The 23,899-nt window shown below is 44.9% G+C and carries 13 protein-coding genes; all 13 read right to left on the reverse strand.

All coding sequences use genetic code 11. The annotated features are described in order from the left end of the window. Positions 1–9 precede the first annotated feature (9 nt). Positions 10–3,456: a SusC/RagA family TonB-linked outer membrane protein gene (locus INQ51_RS00705; protein WP_233375975.1), complete on the reverse strand. Its 3,447-nt coding sequence runs from the start codon at positions 3,454–3,456 to the stop codon at positions 10–12. A gap of 198 nt (positions 3,457–3,654) precedes the next feature. Beyond that, positions 3,655–4,656 carry a FecR family protein gene (locus tag INQ51_RS00710; protein WP_233375976.1) on the reverse strand — a complete coding sequence of 334 codons (1,002 nt, stop codon included), beginning with the start codon at positions 4,654–4,656 and terminating at the stop codon, positions 3,655–3,657. Between the two features lie 165 nt (positions 4,657–4,821). Continuing rightward, positions 4,822–5,391 (reverse strand): RNA polymerase sigma factor, encoded by a 570-nt coding sequence (locus tag INQ51_RS00715; RefSeq protein WP_233375977.1) that lies wholly within the window; start codon positions 5,389–5,391, stop codon positions 4,822–4,824. Between the two features lie 215 nt (positions 5,392–5,606). After that, a complete protein-coding gene (locus INQ51_RS00720; RefSeq protein ID WP_233375978.1) occupies positions 5,607–6,797 on the reverse strand; it encodes a sialidase family protein in 1,191 nt (396 codons plus the stop codon). 3 nt (positions 6,798–6,800) lie between these two features. Then, positions 6,801–7,796, reverse strand: coding sequence for a metallophosphoesterase family protein (locus tag INQ51_RS00725; RefSeq protein ID WP_233375979.1), 996 nt, complete (start codon positions 7,794–7,796; stop codon positions 6,801–6,803). A 3-nt stretch (positions 7,797–7,799) separates the two neighbouring features. Further along, on the reverse strand, positions 7,800–9,602 hold the full coding sequence (locus tag INQ51_RS00730; RefSeq protein ID WP_233375980.1) for a purple acid phosphatase family protein: 1,803 nt from the start codon (positions 9,600–9,602) through the stop codon (positions 7,800–7,802). A 202-nt stretch (positions 9,603–9,804) separates the two neighbouring features. Then, entirely contained in the window at positions 9,805–12,024 is a 2,220-nt protein-coding gene (locus INQ51_RS00735) for a hypothetical protein (RefSeq protein ID WP_233375981.1), read from the reverse strand. A gap of 49 nt (positions 12,025–12,073) precedes the next feature. Continuing rightward, positions 12,074–13,414: a DUF3748 domain-containing protein gene (locus INQ51_RS00740; RefSeq protein WP_233375982.1), complete on the reverse strand. Its 1,341-nt coding sequence runs from the start codon at positions 13,412–13,414 to the stop codon at positions 12,074–12,076. 56 nt (positions 13,415–13,470) lie between these two features. Next, the gene (locus tag INQ51_RS00745) at positions 13,471–15,012 is read right to left on the reverse strand and encodes a calcineurin-like phosphoesterase C-terminal domain-containing protein (protein ID WP_233375983.1); all 1,542 of its coding nucleotides are present in this window, start codon (positions 15,010–15,012) and stop codon (positions 13,471–13,473) included. A 76-nt stretch (positions 15,013–15,088) separates the two neighbouring features. Continuing rightward, positions 15,089–16,381 (reverse strand): purple acid phosphatase family protein, encoded by a 1,293-nt coding sequence (locus INQ51_RS00750; RefSeq protein WP_233375984.1) that lies wholly within the window; start codon positions 16,379–16,381, stop codon positions 15,089–15,091. Positions 16,382–16,492: 111 nt separating this feature from the next. After that, complete coding sequence (locus INQ51_RS00755) at positions 16,493–18,226, reverse strand: SusD/RagB family nutrient-binding outer membrane lipoprotein (RefSeq protein ID WP_233375985.1); 1,734 nt, start codon at positions 18,224–18,226, stop codon at positions 16,493–16,495. Between the two features lie 34 nt (positions 18,227–18,260). Continuing rightward, positions 18,261–21,725, reverse strand: coding sequence for a SusC/RagA family TonB-linked outer membrane protein (locus tag INQ51_RS00760; RefSeq protein WP_233375986.1), 3,465 nt, complete (start codon positions 21,723–21,725; stop codon positions 18,261–18,263). 496 nt (positions 21,726–22,221) lie between these two features. After that, positions 22,222–23,895 carry a SusD/RagB family nutrient-binding outer membrane lipoprotein gene (locus INQ51_RS00765; protein ID WP_233375987.1) on the reverse strand — a complete coding sequence of 558 codons (1,674 nt, stop codon included), beginning with the start codon at positions 23,893–23,895 and terminating at the stop codon, positions 22,222–22,224. Between the last annotated feature and the right edge of the window lie 4 nt (positions 23,896–23,899).

The raw sequence follows: 23,899 nt of genomic DNA on the forward strand, positions 1-23,899 counted from the left end.
TTTCATTAGTTAGAATGTAGCATTAACACCCATCATGAATATTCTCGCCTGCGGGTAAAATCCCTGGTCGATTCCCATAAATTTCGGATCGGAAGAACCAATTTCCGGGTCTAAGCCGGAATAGTCGGTGATGGTAAACAAGTTCTGACCACCCACCCACACACGTATACTGTGGTTGTTCAGCGCCTTAAGAACAGTTTTAGGAATCGTATAACCTATTTGAACGTTTTTTAAACGTATGTAAGAGCCATCCTCCACATACCAATCCGACATTTGAAGATTTTGTCGTGAATTGGCGCTAATTGCAAATTGAGTGTTCGAAGTTCCAGGTCCATTCCATGCAATATCAAGCATATCATCCGGGGCGTTGTACCAACCGGCTCCCGAGCGAATATCGTATTTCAGGATATTCAGGATGTCATTTCCAACTGATCCCTGGAAGAACAAGGATACGTCAAAACCCTTATAATCGGCAGCAAGCGTAAAACCGTAGGTAAAATCAGGAAATGGGTTTCCAACCATCACGCGGTCGGCATCATTCAATACGCCATCAGGTCCTTTAACAATATTTCCATCTGCGTCCACGCCATTCAGGTCCTGGAATTTCAGGTCACCAGGTTGAGCGGTAGGCTGAATCAACTCCCCTTCGTTATTGGCATAGGCATCAATTTCGGCTTGTGTCTGGAAAATTCCATCTGTTTTCCATCCGTAGAAATAACCAATTGGCATACCTACCTCTGTCCGGGTATGTGTCATATTTCCGAGGTGAGTGGATCCGTTAATTGGTTCGCCGCCACCCAAACTAATCACCTTGTTTTTAAAGGTAAACAAGTTGGCATCAATCGAGAAGTTGAAATCGCGGATTGACTCCTTGAATCCAAGTTCCAGTTCAAGCCCTTTGTTTTCAATACTACCGGCATTGGTCCAAGGCGTATTCGGATAGCCGAACGAACTCGGAAGTGGTACCTGAACCAACATGTCGTCGGTTGTTTTTACAAAGTAATCTGCGGTTACGGTAAATCTGCTATCAAAAAGGGCAAGATCTACTCCTATATCAATCTGACGGGTAGTTTCCCATTTGATGTTTGGATTACCCACACTGTTACGGCCTCCACTCAGGTAGGGCATACGCGGATTTCCAAATGTGTAATAACCACCGTTTCCGAAGGTTGACAAGTAGGCACCACTGCCAATATTGTGGTTACCAATTTCGCCGGCACCAAAACGCAGTTTACCCATATCCAGGAATTCGTATTTATCCATGAATCCTTCTTCGCTGAAAACCCAGCCTAAAGAGAAGGAAGGAAATACCCCCCAACGGTTACCTTCGGCAAAATTTGAAGAGCCATCACGGCGAATGTTGAAGGTAAACAGGTAACGGTCGCGATACGTATAGAACAAGCGTCCGAAATAAGAATTCATCGAACTTGTTACATCATAACCGTCTGCCGCCGGATTCTTCGACGCTGCATTGATGATACGCTGGTCTTCATCGTTATTAATCGTTCCCTGTTTTGAAGCTCCGGTTTCTTCGTACTTATTTTCTTCGGCCGAAGTACCAACCATGGCCAATACCCGGTGAGCTTCAAAGGTCTTATCGAAAGTCAAGGTGTTGTCCCACACCCAATAGTTCGTACTGTAATACCTGCGTCCAACCGTGGCATCCGTTGCATTTTGGTCTCCATCGAGATAGTACTTGGGCGTGAAACCTTTGGATAAGCCGCGGTGCAGGTCCAAACCAAAGTTGGAACGGAACTTCAGCCATGGGGTCAGGTTTAAGTCACCTGTCAAACCACTTTTTACGCTGATTCCTTCCCAAACATTCAGGCCCATTAACTCAACCTGAGCCACCGGGTTGGGCTTGTTTGAGTAAAGTACACCTGCATATTGTGAAAACTCGTTACTGGGTTCGTAACCTGTCATTAATTTTGATTGCAGAAAAGAGGGCACATCCACCAGGTTGTTCCGGTAAACCGGGGTAATCGGGTCAGCAGTCATGGCTGAAAAGATGGTTCCGTTGTAAGGGTTGCTTTCGCTTACGTTACGTCGGTTTTCATAAATAATACCCACATTCGCCGACATTTTAAACCACTTGGCCAAATCTGCATTCAAGGTGTTTCTCCAGGATATCCGCTCATAGTCAGAAGCCTTTACAATACCATCCTGCGACATGTAGCCCAAACTGGAATGGTACCTCAGCTTTTCCAAACCACCCGACAAGGCTACGTTGTAACTTTGCATGGGTGCATTTTTATGCATAATCTCTTTCCACCAGTCAGTTCCTTCCCTGCTTCCTGTATTCTTTTCAAGAAACTGAAGAATCTGTTCGCGCTTTTCAGGTGTCGAAAAGTCATCCAGCAGCGCTTGTCCTGTAGCTGTGTACGCACGGTTTTTAAATTCCATAAACTCTTCAGCATTCAGCATATGATACCTTTTCTCCGGGTTCTGGAAACCGATGAACATATCAAAAGAGACACTGGATTTGTAGTCTTTGCCCGAACTTCCTTTTTTGGTGGTTACCATGATCACGCCGTTAGCGGCTCTGGCACCGTAAATAGAAGTGGCCGAAGCATCCTTCAAAATTTCAATCGACTGAATATCGTTCGGATTCAACCATCCGATGTTGGACTGAGGTAAGCCGTCCACCACAAAAAGCGGATCGTTGTTGTTAACGGTTCCAACCCCGCGAATACGAACAGCTCCCATAGAACCCGGGCTACCGCTGGTAGAAGTTACCATCACCCCGGCCGAACGTCCCTGAAGCGCATCGGCTGCAGTACGTACAGCTACATTTTTAAGGTCGTCACCTTCCACCTGGCTCACACTACCGGTCAGGTCACTTTTTTTCATGGTGCCGTAACCAACAGCCACCACTTCTTCAATACCAATGGCGTCTTCAACCAAACGAACATTGATACTGCTTTGTCCTGCCACAGCTACTTCCTGTGTTTTCATTCCTACAAACGAGAAAAGAAGAACGGCATCATCGGGCACATCTATTAACTGAAAATTACCATCTCTGTCGGTAACAGCTCCCTGTGCAGTTCCTTTTACAACCACAGTGGCTCCGGGAAGCGGGGCTCCTGTGCTATCGCTCACCTTTCCGGTGACTCCTTTCTGCTGCTCCGCCTTTGAATCGGAATTCCGTTCATTGGGGGTATCAACTTTCTTGATTACGATGTAACGATCCACTACTTCATAGCCTAAGCCCAAATCTGTCAGCACATCGCTTAGCACTTGCTTGATTTCCTTGTCTCTTACATGTACATGTTCTACCATGTAATTGTCCAGATCCAAATTGAAGTAGAAATAATAATCCGACTGCTTTTCGATCTCATTCAAAACATCCATCAAGCGGGTTTTTGTCAAATCGAGCGTTAGTTTTGATGACTGCGAAAATGATTTCGCCTGAGCCCCGAAAACAAACGCAAAGAACAGAAAAATAGCCAATCGCATAATCAAAAATAATTTACTCCATAGCCTGCCAGGGCTATGAATTGTTCGTTTTTTTTTCATAGTTTTGAAACGGATTTAAATTAATTAATTAGCCGCGTCAACGGCTTTTGAATTGGTTTTAAAAGATGGGAGTACTGGTGGGTACTCCCATCCTTTTTTAAGTTTACTTCATTTAGGTTTTGTCATATAAAATCAGTTTTAGTTATTTTTCTTTACGATGTAGATTATATTCTTCTGATTGATTCTATTTTCTGTGACAAAGTCGATTTGGTCACTCATGATACTCAGCGACTTAAGCACCTGGCTCACGGGTTTGTATTTCAAGAAAGTTCCTGAGAATTCGAGTTTTTTAAGCGATTCATCCTTGAACTGGATTTCGACATTGTACCACCGCTCCATCTTTTTGGCAATCTCTTCCAACGGTTCTTTGCGAAAAACAATTTTCCCATCTTTCCAGGATGTGTAGAATTCGGTATCTACCTCTGTCAGCTTTTCAATTTTTCCGTTATGAATACTAACACTTTGCCCGGGCACCATCTTTTGTGTTTGTTTTTCCTGATTGGCATGTAACAGCACCTTTCCTTCAACCAGGGTTACACTCGAATAGCTGTCGGTAGCATAGGCATCTATATTAAACGAAGTTCCCAAAACCTCAACAGCAAAAGAAGGAGCATTAACCACGAAAGGCTTTTTAGGGTTATGGGCCACTTCCATAAAAGCTTCCCCATCTATAAAAACCTCTCTTTTTTCCAGATCGAATGAAGTCGGATACTTAAAAACAGAGCCTGAATTCAGCCACACCACCGACCCGTCGGGAAGTTGGATCTGGCTCATTTGTCCCGGCGGAACAGTCACCTCCGAATAACTTGTCTCCTGTTTTTTCCCGGGAATAATTGAGTGTAGCAAAGCTCCGGTAATCAGCGCCAGTAAAAGCACTGCCGCTTTCATCCAAACCTGGCGGTTGAAACGTTGCAGAAGGGAATCTTTCCGGCCTAAACGATAATCTAAGCGAAGTTTGGCCTCTTTTTTATCAAAACGGTCCCAGCTAAAAACCTGCTTTAAATGCTCATTGGTCTGCCTCGCCCATTGAATGTCTTTATCCTCCGGTGTATCTTGTTGTTCATTCGTATGATTTTGAGACCCATCCCCCTGAAAAACTCTTTCAACTATGCGGTCCCAATATGTATCGTTGTTATTCACCTTGTTCATTTTCACCATTGACGCCAAAGAATGCATTTAGGGTGACAGCAAATTGAATCTTTTTTTCACTTTTCATAAAAAAAAGACACAAGGCTTTTGCAACCTTCACTTTCAAATAAAAAATTCTGACAAGAAACTCCTCACAACCAAAGGATTGATGTTTCGCTATTTGAGATGATGAACTTCCAGCGAAAGGAGAAAGAAAATAAACTGATCCGGAACATTCAGTTCCTCTTTTAAAAACCGGTACGAGCGGGATATTTGGGTTTTAACGGTATTCACCGAGATTCCCAGCTCTTCAGCCACCTGAGGGTACGACTTTCCTTCGTAAACCGTCATTTTCAGAATTTGTCTGCGCTTTTCGGGGAGTTTATTGATCGCCACATACAGGCGATTCAGTACTGACATCTCTTCCAACGGATTGTTTGACTCTTCATTACCTAACGACAAGCCCTCCAATTCGGCAAACTGTACCTTGTTTTTGCGCTGGTAGCTGATTGCAGCGTTCTTCACAACCGTAAGTAAATAATTATAAAGAGACGACTTGATGACTATTGACTGGCGTTTTTCCCAAACCTCTACAAAGCACTCAATGACAATATCTTCTACAACATGGTTGTTTTTTATATACGATGAAATAAATCCACATAAAGGTTGATAGTATAAATCAAACATTCTCTCAAATGTTGCTTTATCTCCTTCCTTTATTTTATTCCAATCGATTAAACCTGCCATGACCCGCAAAAGAATGAAGCCAATAAAAATAGAAATTAATTAAAACAAAGTTCTCATTTTGGCTTAAAGTACAAAAGTAAAGATCAGTAATCAGAAATAACAAGGGTTAAACTAAAAGCAATAAAAAAAACAGTCTCCCGAATAAACAGAAGACCGTTTTGTGCTAAACCCTTTTTTTATCTATTTGCATCGATTACCGGAAAAGCCGGCAACCGTTATTTTATCTTACCGGCATCCACTACCAGGTGCTTGATCGACTTTTCCCTTTCTCCCGTGCGCGAAGAATAGGTGATGTGCAACATTCCGTCTGAAGTTTGAATCAAACAGGGATAAGAATAGCTTCCGCCGCTCTCTTTTGCATCGCTTTCGAGGTATTCTTTCCATTTCCAGGTTTCACCTTCGTCGTCAGAAAGCATCAACACCACGCGGTAGCGCCCGTCGTTAATATCATTGCCCACAAAGGCCCAGCGTCCATCGGCCAGGGTGAGCAGTTCCACACTTGCTGTGTTCGGAATATCCGTTTTTACAGAATAGGTCCAACTTTCGCCATTGTCGTGCGAAATGCTTTTGTGGACACGTGCCGGTGCGTCGCCGCTGTCGCGCATGTAGGCCACAATATCACCGTTTTTGCGCTGTGCCAGCGCCGGCTGAATGGGGCCACGTCCTACAATGGGTTTCGAAGGGCGCCAGGTTTCACCGTCGTCATCAGAAATGGCACACAACGAAAGGTTGTACCCATCCGAATAAAGAGGCAGAACAATCCGTCCGCTTTCAAGAATAAGCGGTTTGATACGCGTCATCCATCCAATGCTGCGGTTCACTGTATTTTTGCTCGCTTCCATGATCAGGTTGTCGTACTTTGGAGCATACCCTGCCCATCCGTTTTGAAGCGGAGGCATTTCCTGAAACTTTTGGCTCAACTCCTGCACAAACTCCTCTCCGGGTTTTAACAGAATATTGTCCTGCCACTGCCATTTAGGTGCTCCGGGCTGGTGGTAATCGCTGGTGGTACGTGTACGTAAAATGGAGCCTTCCCACTGGTTTCCCTGCACAGCTATCCACACCAGAAAAAGCTTGTTTTTACTGTTCTGAAAAAGTACCGGGTTACAATCGGGCAAACCGGGCGTATCGGCCATCAGGAAAGGAGCACTCCATTGCTTCTTCCCTTTTTCGAGCCGGGCTCCCATGATGCGAACATCATCAGATTTACGTTCCCCACTTCCCTGAAACCAGCAGGCCAGCAAATCGCCGTTGGGCAACGCCACCAGGCTGCTACCGTGACTGTGTTCGTGCTGTGGAGTAAATATAAGCTCCTCCTTTACAATGGATTGATGACTGTTTTTGGGTTGTGCCATTACTCCGCCGGTCAGCAGCAGCAGCACAGCAATGATTAGTTTATTCTTCATGGTTTATTGATTTTCAGTATTGGAGAAAGATGCAGGCCACGAGCATGCGAGTTCTTTTTTCCCGTTCATGTCTCTTATCCAGGTATCAAAACTGCGTTTTCCTTCTTTGATAACAATAACACGGCCTCCCGCCAAAGGATCTTCTTCCCCTTTCATTTTTTTGGAAACACGGCCATAAGCCAACGCAATGCCATAATGTACGCCAATGTAGTCATTAATATGGTCGTGCCCTACAAAGGTTCCCATTACATCGCCGCTTTCGAGCATGGCAGCAAACATTCCGGTGTTGATCTCGGGGCTGCATTCATCCTCGTTTTTCACACCAAGCGGCGGATTGTCTTTGTTCTCCCAGGCAGCGGTGTATTCGGGCAGCGGAATATGAAAAAATGCCAGTGCAGGATAGGGATTTCCTCCGTTGGAACGGGTAAATTGCCGGCTTTTTTCGCGGTACCAGCCCACCTGATTGTAGGTAAACCACCCCCACCCGCCTACCAGCGGTTGAAGGGTGCTGTACGAGTTAGAATCCATAAAATACAGCAATGCCTCCGTTTTATCGTTCCCCAGTGTCAACACAAAATTTGAGTTCCCATCGGTTTCGTGCTGATCATTGTTCAAACAAAGCTTTCGCTGTTGAATAAAGTCGGCCAGGGCTTCACGTTTCATACCGTGCTCGGCATCGTGGTTCCCAAGTACAACGGTCCAGGGAACACCCGCTTCCACAAAAAGCTTTTCAAAAAGCAGGTAGCCTTCCCTTGGGTCACTTCCGGTTATAATATCGCCGGTTAATACTACCAAATCCGGTTTTTCGATCCCGACGATCTTTTTCACCCGGTCGAAAACATCGCGGTTGGATTCTTTTTCGAGGTTGATGTGTGTATCCGTAAACTGTACAATCTTAAACTCGCCCGAGTCAGAAAAATCCAGATCGGGTTTGTTTTGTGCCCCGGCCCAAAAAGCCAGCAGCAAAAGCAGCAAAGAGCTAAGAAAACGAGAAGTCATGGTTTATTTTTTTAGGATCAGCGAATCGATTATTTCTCCTTCTGAGTTGACCGCCGAATACGAAAGCTCACGCGGGCCAAACTTCATGTACTGGAAGTACTGTCCGTCGGCTTTTTGCACTGCCGCATAAGGCTCGCTGGCAATTTCGCGGGTTCGCGACGGAATTCCGATGGAAATAACATACGCCGTTCCGTTGTTGTAAGAATCAACCACCTGACCGCCTTTCATGGGATTGGAACGCATGTAATAGTGAATGTGCCCGCCAAAAACCATGTCAACATGGTATTTATCAAACAGCGGCCCCCAGAGTTTCTGGATGTTTAAATAGGGCTCTTCCCAATTGTAGGGCGGAAAATGAAACATGGCTAGTTTCCAGGTGGCAGTTGTATTTTTTAGCTGTTCCTCAATCCATCCGGTTTGCAACTCATCTTTCGAAGTAGCATCGATCATTAGGAACAGGGCATTTTTGTAGGAAAAAGAATAGGTATGTTCGGGAATGACACCATCGGGGCCATTTTTGGGGTAGCTGAATAATTGTTCGTACATATGTGCTCCCAGGCCGCTTCGGTTATCATGATTCCCCAATACGTTCATAAACGGACGCTGCGAAATAATATCGGCCGAATACTCAAACACATCGTCCCACTGGTTGCGGTGCAGGCCGTCGCCCACCAGATCGCCGGCAACCGAAACAAATGATACATCGGGATGTTGCAGAAAAGCTTCATTCGCGAGCTTTCCCCATTGAGGTGAGTGATGAATATCGCCAAACCAAAGCCACGAAAATTCATCGTACGCAGTTTCGGTGCTAAATTGCTGCTTTTCGGTCCATTCCTTCTGCGGAACAATTCGGTATTCATAAGTGGTGCCAGGTTTTAATCCACTTAAATGAGCTGTAAAACGATGAACCAAGCGATCGTTCATCAGCAACAAATCGTCCAGTACATATTTCTCTGCTTCCACTTCGGTGATTGATTCGCTGCCTTTTTCCCGGTATTCAACTTTGCCTTGTGAAACATCCGTGTTGGTGCGCCACTGAATATCGATGGTGCTTGCGGGGTCGCTGCTCCAGGTAAGCATCACCTGGTCGGGTTGAATAGATGAAGGATAGTTGGTTGTTCGAAAAGCGTTCTCCAGGTGCGACTCGGTCCCGCGTCCCCGGATGGTTGTTAACAGCTTTTGTCCTTTCAATTTTTCGGGCACATTTTCCAGTACCAGTTCATCCCAGTCGTGGTAGGTAAACGCCCCGTTATCGAGTGTTCCCACGTATTGATTAGCCGGAAAAAAGTTACTCAATTTCAGCTCGTCGGTTTTATTTTGCGGTGCCACCGAAACAAAGTAGTGCATCGAATTATTCTCAAAACCATTGATCCCCAGGCCAACCGTTCCTGCGTCAAACGACTTTTGCCATACTTCGTAGGTAGTCATTTCGTTGTTCAGGGTCATCTTCGTTTTCGTAAACGCATCACTGATAAGCCAAAACGGAACGATCTCCTGTTTGGTATTCCGCATCACCGACACCACCACCGGAACATTTACATCAAACATCCAGTGACGGGTTGCCAGCACCTCAAGCTCATCGTTGGCAAACAGTTTAAACGCCTCCCCATAGGTAATTGCAGCCAGTTCTTCCTGTGTTTTTTCTTCGTAAAGCCGACTGATCTTTTCGTTCATCAGATCTTTTACCATGCGTTTGTCAACCGGCTCCCGGTTGCAAGCAAACAAGGCCAGCACCATCATCCCAATGGCGAGTACCTGTTTGTTGCATTGATTTAATGATCGGCTTACTTCGAATTTTTTATTCATGCTGCTTCTTTTCATGGGCAAACGTTTCACTTTCACAATTGGCCTTGTATGCAAAGTAAGGAGACAGAAGCACACAAGGCTTCTGATATTTTATTCAAAAGCTATTGTTTATTGACATTTAGTACAAGAACAAAAGTGAAAGGCGTACCGGGTCAACACCCAAAGTACGCCCTTTCTCTACACTTTGCTGAGTATAAACAAATTATTTTGATGCGGGCTCACTGATTACGCCCAGGTAACGCCCGATCCAGTAGGGCAGTAACCAAATGTCGCCGGCACTGTATTCCGATCTGCCGTCGCTGCCGCCATCCAGGCCAAAGCGGTTCGCATTGTGACGCGAAATCCGCAGTTCATCGGGTGGCAATACCTCGGCGGTGCTTTGTTCCCTGAAATTCTCCGGCAGCAGCTCAATGTCTTTCCGGTGGCTGTTTTTCACGGTCCAGTTGATCATATCCAACGGATATTCGCGCAGGTACCAGGCAGCATTGTCAAAATCGTAATCATCTTTCCCAACCAGGGCAGTCATGATGTTCCACAAACCTTCTTTTTCCGGACGCTCCGCTTCCCAATGGTCCACAATCGCTTCCCTGAATTTGGCTTTCAGCTCCTTGTCAAAGGCATAACGGTACAAGCCCCAGTATCCGCAATAGTACATTTCATCGTCTGAATGGTTCCAGGATTCCGAAAGCATTTTGCTCCAGTCGTCGGCATCTTCCGCTGCCCGTCCGATCTTGCTCATGGGCAGCATCAGGTTTTCGAGGTAACCGTGGTTCTCCATCAGATCGAAAGCCGCTTTTTTGTATTTTTCTTTTCCGGTAAAATGATACGCTGTCTGCAACATCCCGATGTAGTTGGAAGAATTGATCTTGCGGTCGCCCACTCCTACCGGACGCGCATTTACATATTCCGGGTTCCATTTTCCCCAAAGCGTGGGTTCTCCGTTCCAGTCTACTAAATAATGATCGTGCTTCAGGGCATGCGACATCAGCGTATCGATCAGCATAATCGCTTGTTCTTTTAATTCAGCAACGTCCACCAACTCGGCAATGGCGCCAAACGCAAAAATATGGCCGATGGCCTCGTCACTGCTCGTGGTCGATTTCCAGTCCCATTCGGGATCTTCAGCCCGGCGCCAGGGTTTATCGTGGTATTTGTAGCCACGGCGTTCAAAAGATCGCGAGGGAAACCCGGGAACAGGATTGATCGAATACAGGCGCTCCATTGCATCCATCGACTCACGAACATTTTGCAAAGCTTCGTCCGATTTGGTAACCACATAGCGAAATACCTCGCCGGCCAGGTACATGGTGGTCCACAGGCCGTCATTGTCCGAAGTTTCCAGGCTTCCGGTGGTCACATCGCCGTCAGTCATTCCCGAAATGGTTCCGTTAAAACCAAAGCGAATGTGTCGTTCACGTACCTGTTTTTCAAAGTACATGGCTTTATCGTAAAGTGTCATTTCCTGGCGGCAAATCTGTCCCAGACCTTTGTCGGTTAGAATCAGCACCGAATTCTCTGGTCCTTTTGCAATATCAATCACCTTGTCGGAAGGCAGCCAGCGTTTGGACGCATAATAATCGTATTTTCCCTGATCGTTTCGTTTGAAAGCACCCCAGGTGGAGCCCAACCAAAGATCGCCATCGATATTTTTTACGCAGGTAATCTCTGTCCACGGCAGGTTCTTTTGCATTTCTCCGGCCTGATGATTTTGGAGATCGATGGTAAAATACCCGTCGGAAGTACCGGCTACCAACTGGTTTTTCCAAACTTCGATGGCCGTAAGCGCAGGTCGGCTGAGTACCTGTTTCAGCTTGCTGCTCCCGGGTTGAAAAACCTGGATCGAATTTTCGCCCAAAATCCAGAACTGATTGTTTGCAGCATCGTAGGCAATTTCCTTTACCGCATCAGCCGATTCACCTTCCCAAAGACTTCCTTCCATGTTTAACAACTGGAGTTTTTTCCCGTCTGAAATCAGAAAAGTAAAATCCTTTCCGGCTTCCAGGATGCGGGCTTCCGGCAAATTATGACGACTAAAAAGCCTTCCTGCCCAGGCATTGCTCAATACCGCCACATCATCCACATAAACCAGCTGATCCTTATAATTAACAACGGCACGAATTCCTTTGTCGGAAGTAGGTTTGTACTGCACATCTTTTACCAGCGTACCGGGGAAAAGCATCTCACCGGCTCTCGGACGAAGCAATCCGTGCAACGAAATTACCTGGATGTACCCGTTCCGGTCCGAAGCAGCCTGAAAAAGCTCGTTCCCGGAATTGTCGTAATTAAATTTTATACTGTATTCCTGTACAAAAGGCTTGTCCTGTATCGGGGCATCCGCTCGCTTCTGCCCCACAACCGCCAATGCACTGCTCAGTGCCATTAACATCAAGACCAATCGTAGTCTTACTTGAAACCTCATCATATTCCTTCGTTTAAGTTTGTTCATTTTAATTATTTCTCTTCTCTCTTTTTTACTGAATTGCAGCATTCATCTTCTCCATTTCCACTTCCATCATAAAAATCTGCATGAACGCTTTTTCTTCTCCGGTTTCAGTAGCTCCCGGAACATCGATGTTATAGGCCAGCATTTTTCCGTTGCGCGAAACCACCAACTGCGTACGCAGCTGCTGATCATTGGTAAGCAGCACGGTTTGTCCAAAATCCTTTCCTGCACGCACACAGGTGGCTGCAATGTTTCCTTTTACTACTGAAAAGATCCATTCGTCATTCGGGTGCCATCGTAAAAAGGCAGCATCCGATTCAAAATTTGTCACTTGCCGGGCCGGATCATCTCTCAAAACATCGATCATGTTTACCTGTGCCACACCGTTTTTGTCGTTCAGCAGAAAGGCGATTTGCTGTCCGTTAAACGAGCCCCGCACAATGCCTGAAACTCCTCCGTGAAGTGTTAACCTGCGCACCACAATTCCGAGGGGTGGTTCGGGATAGCTTGTTGCATCTCCCGAATCTGCACTTGTAATATCCACCGAATCCGGAATTTCGGCCACAAAAAGGTCGTTTTGAAAATCGACTCCGTTTTCGGAGCGCACCTGCCCAACAAAAGCACGCATTCTACCGGCTGCATCCACCCACGAATCACCAAAGGCTTTTTCAATTTCACCGGCTTTTGAGGTCCCTTTCTTTTTGGGTTTCACCAAAACAGCAAAATAGTGCGTGTACCCCTGCGGAGCCTTTGAGTGCGGAATCATGTAAGCGATCGTCCGGTCGTAATCTTGCTGTAAAAAGTCATCGTAGGTAAAGCCAATGCGATTGCCGTCGCGTGTGTATTCGTGGCGATGTGTGCCTCCGCGCTGGGCTCCGGGAGTAGTGGGACGATCAGTGGCCACATCCCGCATATCCACTCTTGTAACAATACCTTTTCCATCGGCGCTCACTTCCACTCCGCTACGGTTTCGTATGCCGTAGTAACCACGTTCGGCCACTTCCTCCAGCAACGGACCATGAATAAAAATCACCTTGTCATCAAAAGGATGGTACGAAACAGCTGCTACACCGGGTGCTGCCTGTTCTCCGGTCACCGACTCGGGTGCCCAAAGCACGGTTTCTTCCCCGGTAGCAATTTCTATTTTTTCGATGGACTTACAATTGGCCAGATCGAAATTCAGAACGGTACCGCGTGTGTCGTAACAAAGAAAACGGTCGTCGGGTGAAAAATTATCGTTATTGTCCAGCGCGTGGTTTTTAGCCGAGAATGATAGTTGTTTTTCTTTCATAAAAATTTGTTTGTTGTGTTTTTCAGAAGCCGCCGGATGACAGGCCACTATAACCAATGCCATCAGAAAAGTTAGCATGTACGCGGGGTTTAATCTGCCGTATGTTCGTAAATATATCATTCCACGCCTGATGTTTAGTTGATAACCCGAAAGATCCGGTGGGCTGTCCAGCTTTGCCCAAACATGTCGCTTGTCCGCACCGTTAAAGTATACGTTCCGGGAGGCAGGTTAGCAGGCACAGCGCCTTCCCACATATGTGTCGATACGCTGGGGGAATCCATTTTGTATCCTAAAACGTCCTCCAGCACTTCACCTTTTATTTCTTGTTCCAGGTAAGTATTGAGCTGATTTGCGCGCAAATTTCCCGGATCGATCTGGTCCTTTTTCTGAAGCGACAACCAGCTTCCGTTGTGCCCTATTTTCATTTCGACCACCGAACGTTCAGACCCCGCAAAAACATTCACCACCACACGACTTTTAGCAAGCTCTGTTGTTTTTATTTCTTCCGGGAAATAAATATTCAACTGGTAATCAGCCGGGCGGCGGGCGGCTTTAAACCGCACGCTGTAGCGATTTCCGGTAAATGAAACAATGGAGTAACCATTCGGCGCCCCGTCATTCATGGTGGCATGAGGGATGCCCATTTCATCTTTCAGTCCGCACCACCAGCTTCCACACACGGTGGCATTTACCAGGTGATGATGCTCGTTTTTCCCTTTCCATCCGTCTTTTTCATCCAAAAACAGGTTTATCTGCTCATGTACATGCCCCGATATGGAGAAGGTATGTTCGTGTGATTCCAGGATCCGGAACAAGTCGTTGCGGTTGTTGCAGGCAACGATGGGTGCATGCATCATCAGTACTACTAATTTATCGGTCGGTAGTTGCTGGAGGTAATTTGCCACAAAAAGCAGCTGTTTTTCAGTAAAATGCGGGCGGTATTTTCCGTTGGGTTGAAAGAAAATATTGTTTAGCCCGATAAAGGCCACATCGCCGTATTCGAAAGCGTAGGTACTCGGCCCGAAAAACCGGGAAAAAGTGCGGTCGCGGTCGTTGTTACTTGTTGCATCGCGGTCGTTATCGTGGTTTCCGAAAACATTGTACCACGGGATTCCGATTTGTGCGATCCCGCTGCTGATATCATCCATCATTTCGGGATCGTCGGCCACCATATCGCCCAGCGAAACACCCAATGTTGCGTTTGTTCCCACCAGTTCCTCCACCACATCGTGAAAAACATAATTCATTTCCTTTTCGCCCCTGGCCTGCGGATCGCCAAAAAACACCACCGAAAAAGTATCGTTTTTCGATCCTTCGTAAAGCGGAAAAACAATGTTTTTATTCAGCTCGGTTTCCGGCGACAGCAAAAAGAAATACTGTGGTATTTTGTTTTCATTCACCGGCACCTCGTAGGCCGTAGGTTTGATCAGAAACAATTCCTCCACCTCCGCATCCACGGGTAGTTTCCATGCTCCGTTTTTATCGGTCCGCACCACTTCGCGGCCGTTGGATACCAACACGCCTTCAATACCCGGTTCGTTGCTGTCCTGAATTTGGTTCCGGTTCAGATCGTTAAAGACCCATCCTTTGGCCAAATTCTGGCTGCCAGCCTGCGCAAATGTCAACAGCAAAAAAAACAATACGCTTCCCGCCAATTGTATTTTCCGGAAGTTCATTCGTTTACATTTTAGGTTATCACCACCACTCATTCTCGTTTTATTGAGGCCACTATTCTGCTAAAACCACACTGCGTTACCGGGTATACAAACGTTCCGGCGTTGACGGTGCTTTGTCGATCAGTTTGTTTGCTTTTCCCGCTTGTTTTATAAGGTCGAACTCGTCGTACAATGTTCCGCTGGCAGTATAGGCTTTGTAGTTCAACTTGTTGTTATCGATCGAGATAAGCTGAAAGAGTTGAATATTTCCGCCTTTTCTGCTCATCCAGCTTTGCGCAGAAAGATCGTATTGTTTGGGCCCACTTACCGACACCACATACACTGGCCCGGAAATCTCGCCCGGTTTTGTCATCGATTCAATATTTTCCCATCCTCTTCCATAGGCATGATCGTGCCCCGTCAGAACCATATCCACTCCGTACTTTTCAACCATTGGCTGAAAGTTCTCGCGCAGTTCGGCATTATCGCGGTTGGCCTTGGTCGAATAAAAAGGGAAATGCAGCGTGAGGATCGTCCAGGGCTTTTTATTTTCTGCCAGCACTTTCTCCAGCCAGGCTTTTGTTTTCTGGGCGGCTTCCGGCGATTCATCCATCATATCGGCATTGATCGAAATGATCCTCAAGCCCTGATAATCGACATAATAAACCGTTTCGGAAAGTAAATCCATCTGCGGGCCGTTTTCAGGCAACGTAAATTGCTCTCTCCAATGGTTATCCAATGCAGTACTGTCGTATTCATGATTCCCGGGTGTCATCATACTCGGAATAGTTGCATGAATAAAACTTCCGGCCTCAAACCACTGCTTCCATTCTTCTTCGCTGTGGGTATGGTTGATCAGGTCGCCGGCGTAAAACAAAAAACCGGCATCGGGCGCCATGCTGTAGGCTTTGCGCATTACCCTCGACCACTGTGATTTGATGTTTGTTTGCACATCGCCAAAGTAAATAAAGGAAATCGGGTCATTTTCTGCCCCTGCCGTTTTAAACTCGATCCATTCGCTCCAGGCGTCTTCGCTCCCTACCCGGTACAGGTACTGGCTTCCCGGTTTCAGATTGCCGATAACCACCGAATGATTGGTCACAACCAACGGAGGAATATCACCATCGATGTAAGTGACGGTACTACTGTTGGCCGTAAGCACCTGCTCTTTGTCGGTAATCACCGGAGAATCGGTCACTTCCACCCACTGAAGCATTTGCGCAACAGCATCCCTGGTACGCCAGGTAACAGCCACACTTTCCGAGGGTTTTTCGGTCAGGTTTACAATGATGTGTTCAGGTTTGTTTCCTGCATTATCCGGCTGGCTAAAGCACTTCCCCGGCATTCCCAGCAAAAACAAACAATAAACTACAGTTAAAAATGTCTTCATATCCACTAAAAAATTAAATGAAAGGAAATAGGCAGAAAAGTCTGCCTATTTCAACCGTCTAACCAAATCTAAATCTATGTGAAAACACTGCTCCTAATTGTGTCATTTCTTTTATTTAAGAATCCACATGCGTGCAGAGGGAAGATCCTTTCCTCCATCCAAAGAAGCAACTGCTGCATTGTAGTTCTCCTTGTTATTGCTTTCTTCATCCAGGGGATAGGTGTATCTTAACGGATAAGAATAAGGAGAATAAGAAGGAGCCACTTCATACACGAAGTCAGGTTTCTGAGTCCTTCTCAATTCGGTAAAAGCTTCCGCATGATTGGTTACCAACAACGACAACCATTTTTGTAAAGCAATTTTATCGAGGTCCGCACCAGAGCCGTCCAAGGCTACACCCGGCATAGAATAATAAGCATCAAAATCTTCGACAACTTCTTCCGCACCTTCATGACTAACAGGTTTCGAGCCATCAACAATCTGCCATCTTTCAAAAGACAGTCTTATTCCATTCTGGTAATGTTCCTGAACCGAACCCGACGATATCCATCCATTTTTCCGGGCTTCTGCCAACAGAAACATCATCTCGCTCGATTCCATCAATACGGCTCTTAGTCTATCATCATTCGTTTGAGCGATTAGCTGCGAAAATCCAGATAACCGACGGTTGTCGTAAAATCCGTTTGTCCCGGGCAAACCATCTCCACCATATATATTTTGAACAGTGGCAGGAGTAGGAGTTCCCAACCACCGGGCATCCATCTCGTACGGAACCTCAATGGTATTTCCATTTAAATCTTTGCCGGTTGCCACCAACCAACTCGCTTCAACATTTGCATCGGCAGCGGGATAATAGGTTATTCCATAAGTATATCCGTTGATCATAACGTCTTCCTGCACTGTATCTGCCTTGTTTGACAAAGGCGAAAGAACCGGTGCAAAAATCACGTACATGCGGGGATCATCAAAGGCTCTCAATTGATCAATCAGGTACTTTGTCGGTTTTTGCTCTGTAAAATTGTTACCCGTCCCCCATTGGGTCTGCAGGTACCAGGAATCTTTTTCCTCTGTTCCGGGAAAGGTAATCGAAGCGTTGTCGTCGACCGAAGACATGAAATTATTTCCACTGGCAATAGCCTGCATTTGAGCGGACAAATCAACTCCCTCGCTTTTAAAAGCTTCGTATGAATGCACCATTAGGCGGAACTTCAATGAATTGGCAAATTTGATCCATTTACTCTTATCTCCTGAAAAAAGCAGATCATGATCGGCTGGCAAGCCTTTACTTCCGGCCTCAGATAAAGTGGCAACCGCTTCATCCAGCATTTTAAATATCGCCTCGTAAACTTCCTTTTGGGAATCGAATTTTGGGAAAAGATTACCATCTCTTCCTTCAACTGCTTCCGAAAAAGGAATATCACCGTACTTTTCAGTCAGAAATCCCCCAACAAAACATTTTAAAATATCGGCAGCCGCTACAGTTGCCATATTCCCTTCGTTGGTTGCCAGTTCTTTGATCGCAGCAAGTGTCCGGAATTCGTTTGTATAGGGATTGGAGCCTTCCATGTCCCAGTTGCTCTGAAAATCGGAATAGTAACTGCTGATCTGATCACCACTGTAACAATCCATAAAATAAAGTGCAGCCTGCCCGTCTCTTTCATTCAGTAATGAATGCCCGTAATTTTTAGAAATGTTTACAATTGCTGTTGTCAGTTGATAGCGTGAATAGGTGAAATAATTCACATCAAACGATGTTTGCCTTTCATCTATTCGCAATTGATCCTGGCACGATACGCTAAGTATCGTCATCAAGCCAATAGTATAATATTTAAACAACTTCTTCATATTCGTGTATTTTGTTTTATTTATGCATGTTTTACTAAAAATTGACTGCAACTCTCAGTCCCATAGTACGTATAGGTGGCAAACCAAACTGGGAAACTCCCATTCCTGAAATACCATCGCGGAACGCAGTTTCCGGATCTTCGTTCATACGGTTTTTTGCCCAAAACATTACATTTTTTGCAAAGGCAGTAACGGCTATATCCTGACAATACAGCTTGTTTACAAGTGCTTTATTGAATCGGTATGTAAGATTAATTTCCTTGATTTTGAAATTGGTAGCATCCCAGGTTCTGAACTGGGCTCCCGACCACAATTCCTGTCCTTCCATGTAATACGGATGGGTGTACATTGTGTATAAAGGATCTTCTCCGTTTTTGACGTAATACTCATCCGGGAGGTTCAGTTTTTCTTCCGGACTCAGGCCCGACAAATCCATGTTGGGATTGATAAAAACAGCATTCCAGTATCCGAAATAGCGGGGATCTCCGTTGTAATATTCCATGTATCCGGAATAAGTATCACGATATTCCTCCCATCCGGCACCCGGGAATATGGCGTCAGGACTTGGCATTCCCGGTAATCCTCCGGCAAAGCGGCCACCCGTCCAGTATTCATCATATTTGTCTTTATAAATATCGGCAATATCAGCCATCCCGTCATCAATCATAATTTTCTGAGTTTCTGAAATGAATACACCGCCTAAACGAAGACTGGTAACTATACCCAAATTCCAGTTTTTGTATTTCACATCGGTGCTGAAACCCAATATTGCATCCGGGTTCATATTTCCCAAGTAACCATTCTCTTTTATGTAATCAGTTGTTTGAACCGATTCTTCGATGATCCCCTCTATACCTGTCAACATCATTCCTTTGTATTTTCCTGACTGGATACGAGCAATCGGGCTTTCGGCATAAAGATCACCAACCTTCGAACCTTTGAATAATGAAAGCAAAGCAGATCCTTCGTAAGAATAGAATTTCTCAGAGAACCGATCATCCAGTTCCTCAATTACCGATTTAAAAGAAGTAATATTTCCGGTTACACTCCAGGTCCAGTTTTTATTACGAACAGGCACTACTGTTAACGAAGCTTCGATACCCGTTGATTTTACAGAACCCATGTTGGTTAAAACCGAACCAAACCCGGACGACCCCACTACAGGAAGGTTTTGTATTTGATTGATGTGATTTTTTGAATAAGCTGTAAATTCTCCAAAAATCCGATTCTCTGCAAAACTAAAATCAACACCAATCTCTTTTGTCTCGTTTAGTTCCGGATCAATATCGGCATCTACAAGACTTCCTCCTACCGTTCCCATGGCAATTCCGCCCCAGGTACTGCCCGAAATTCCATAACTATCCAGGTTTACAGGATTTCCAATTCCGTAACCGGTTTGCGCATATCCGCCCCTCAGCTTGAGAAGATCGATCCAATCTCCCATATCAGGGAATGTTTCGGTAGCAATCCAGCTTAACGATACTCCCGGATAAAAATGGTTGTCTTTCTCGTGGTCCAGAATACCTACCCAGTCGTTACGTCCGGTTAATTCCAGGTAAAGCATACTCTTCCATCCCAGGGTCACTGTTCCGTAAACTCCGTAATTCCGTGAAGAATACCCCCTGTAAAAGCTTGCACTTTGCCTTACAGATGCCGGTAACGAGTTATAGCTAAATGAATTGGGAGTTGCCAGTTCATTTCCGCCAAATCCAGAACTGTTGGCTTCATCGTAATTATAAGCTAAACCCGCCAATGCATCTACCGAAAGTTTTTCATCCATAAAATAGTTGCTGTAAGCAAGCATTACATCGTTTTTTATTCCCAAACTATTTGAGTGACGTTGTTCGTATCCTCCTTTTTCGGCACGTTCCGATCCCCAGGGAGTTTTCCGTTCAAATGCAAAACTCTCATGACTTAATCCTGATCGCAATGTAAGAGTAAGTGGCTCAGTAAGTTTCCAATCCATCTGCACTTTACCAAAAACCACATCCTTTGTATAGGTTCTGATTACCTCTTCGGCTGCAAAGTAAGGCCCATTTTTCCCGATGGCTTTATCAAAGCCAGAACTGTTAACCCGACTCAAACGATCTTCTCCCGGATTTTTCAGATACGGAGTATTCTGATAGGTTCCATCCCAGTCATTCAGCCATCTGTTCGCCTGTTTCCAAACATCCATCGTAGGCATATTTATTGGCATCGACATAGCATGTGCCAGCGGGTTATCTTCTCTTTTTCCATAAATATGCGATTGATTTGGCACAAAAGTATGCGAATAGGAAGCCTGTGAAGAAACAGTTATTTTATTCGTTAAATTATAGGCTGCACTAAAAGAAACATTATTCCGGATGGTTTTATTGGAAGGAACTACTGAGTTTGATCTCAAATTACCCAAGTTTAAACGGTAATTTCCTTTGTCGTAGTTACCGGTAATCGCAATATCATTATTAAACATTACACCTGTTTCGAGAAACGCAAGCAAGGGGTTTTTGTCACCCCGGACTTCCAGAACAGACTGTTCCCACTCTTGTGTCAAGAGATTCCACCGCCAAACAGGTTCGTTGTTGTTCACCTTATCATCGATGGCCCAACCCAATCCCTTTTTGTCATCAGTTAAAGGCGAACCATCTTCATCTCCCTGGAAAAAACGGCGTTGAACCGGCGGAGCACTGTATGCCTGATCGAATGATACAGAACTGCTAACAGAAACACCAATGCCTTTTTTAGCACCGCTTCCGCTTTTGGTGGTTATTAAGATTACCCCGTTACCCGCCTGCGAACCATAAAGAGCTGCGGCGCTGGCTCCTTTCAGTACAGATACGCTTTCGATGTCGTTCGGGTTAATAGACGACATATAGTTCCCCACATCAATTCCTCCGGTAGTACCAACGCTATTGGTGGCAACCGGAACCCCATCCACTACAATCAAAGGTTGAGTTTCGTTGTTTATGTTTCCACTCTTCCCTTTCATAATACCAGCCAAAGAAGTTGCACCCCGGATATTAAACATCACTGAAGATGTTGGAGAAGACGTAAGGCTGTTCATCTGTACACCGGTAATTTTTCCTTCCAGCGACTTAAGAGCATTCGACACGCCTCCTGATTCTATCTCGTCACTATTTACAGATGAAATATTGTAGCCCAAGGCCCTTTTCTCTTTTTTCATACCCAGTGCAGTTACCACCACCTCATCAACACCTACGGCCGACATTTGCATGGTAACATTTACTACAGCTCTTCCGTCAATGGCAACTTCCTGTGTTCTCATTCCCACAAATGAAAAAACAAGCGTTGCATCGGCAAGTACACTATTTAACGAGTACTTACCATCAATGTCGGTAATTACTCCCGTATTGGTACCTTTAATCAAAATAGAAACGCCAGGAAGCAGTTCCCCCTCTTCGCTGGACACCGTACCACTTACATTGACCTGCGAAAATGCGGTAGAACACATCACAGCAAACAATGCAGTTAGCAGCATTTTTTGAATTCTTTTTTTCATACAAAAGGTTTTAGTTTAATTTTTTCAACAGATAATAAATAATTATATCTTATCTCAAGATTCAAAAATTACCGGCATAATTACTTCGGGAATCTTATTCATTATGCATCATATTTTAACCCACAAAATGCGCCAAATACTTATCACCCAGCCATAAGTGTTAAAATACGATTAATGAAATATTAATTGTTAAATACAATACCCGCGACTCCTTAAACGGCTGTGGTTTTTCAGTGTTAATTTTCCATTGGAAAATGGAAAATTACCGATACAATTTTCTAAATGATCTTTCAGTGGGAAACGGCATAATGACACCCCTAACGATCAATTAAGTATCAAAAATTGGGAAGTAACATTACTATTTCAGCCGAGGCTATGTGAAACCTCCGCTGAAATAATAAAATGAACTATGTATTATATTAAATACAAAAGAAGGTAGTTCCCGCTTTGTCCCGAAACAGGAACGAATCGGAAACACCTCCTTGAAAAAACTAAACTAGTAGGGCTTTCCTGTACCCTGCAATAACCAGGTTTTTGAATAACTATGGTCATTTGACTGATTGGAAGGAACAAAACCCGTTTTTTCCAGTTTTGAAACCGCTTCTTCATACTTTTCCACATACTGAGGATCTGCAAATGGTTCGGGATAGGCAAGCCTTAAAGGCAATGCGGGGCCAAATGCAGGATTAGCTGCAGGTTCGAAGTCCGGGTATCCGGTTCTTCTCCAGTCAAACCACGACTCGGCCTGTAACCAAAGCGCAATCCACTTTTGTGTCATAATAAGCTCGTGCTTATTGGTAATAGACGAACTGCTGTAACTAACTGTTGGTTGGCCATAGAATGCGTCAAAATCAAATCCCTGGGCTTCTGACAATATTTTGTACTGATCCATGGAAGCCCTGATGCCATTTTTGTAGTGATCTTCAACATTCGATACACCATAATCCCCCAACAAAGCAGCTTCGGCCAAAATAAACTCCACCTCGGCATAAGTGATCAGTGAAGGATTAACAAAGTCGTTACTATTCTCAAAATAGATGGGTGTTAAATAGGAAATATAAGCACTTCTTTCATCTGGATAGTCCCTGATGCCATCGCCCCGGTTGTAATTTCCCAAAAACTCCAGGTTGTCGTATCCGATAGGTAATCCCACATAAACCGAGGTATCAAGACTGCTATCATCGGTTGGGAAAATTGTCATTTGATAAGTATCTCCAAAAATATCGGTGTAATTGACCGTTGTTTCTTCTGAAGCATTAAAATCCCATTTTCTTTCCACCGGATTCACCCAGCGCTGAAGCCTCGGATCGTTTCTTTCCTTCAAGTAATCGACCAATGGTTTTCCGGGCTTAAATGCATAAGGTTTGTTGGAAGATCTTACAGGTCCTCCAACGGCCGAGTTCTCATCAGACAGTCCCAGAAGTACCAGCGTTGCATTGTCTGCGTTGCTTCCAAAAACCTTGCTGGCAGCATCTTTAAACTCGCTTACAGTATTGATGCTAAGCTCCTCTTTTTTGTTGTGCAACCTTAAACAATACCTCAGCCTAAGCGAATTGGCAAACTTGATCCATTGATCGCGATCACCACCATAAAGAAGATCGGACGATGGTAAGACACTCAACTTCGAATCCAATCCTTCCAGCAATCCAGATGCTGTTTTTAAATCGGTCAATACTCCTTCGTAAACATCCTTTTGGGCATCGAACTTTGGAAATAGTACGCTGGTGCTGGCTTGTAATGCCTCCGAATAAGGACAATCGCCAAAAAGGTCAACCATCAGACCAAAAGTGAAGGACTTCATGATCAATGAGGCAGCCATAAAAAACTGGTTATTCTCCTTTTCTCCCAACTCATACATCAACTGGTTGGTTCTTAAAATGTCGTAATAGGCATTCCAGGAACCTTTTCCCCACTGATAACAGTTTTGATTCGCGGCATTGAATTCCGTTCCCCGCTGTGTGTACTGCAGCGTACCTGCAATATCGGTATGTTCGTTCATCAGCCCGTAAAACTGCATGCCTGTTTTTGAGATAACATACGATAGCAGATAATTGGGCGAAACTTCTTCGGCATTATTAGGACTCACGTTCATTTCATCAAAATCGTCGTAGCAAGATTGAAGAAATTGTCCTAAAAATATAATTGCTAAAATCAGACTTATTTTTTTCATGACA

This window comes from Maribellus sp. CM-23 (assembly GCF_021354595.1).
GTDB lineage: Bacteria > Bacteroidota > Bacteroidia > Bacteroidales > Prolixibacteraceae > Draconibacterium.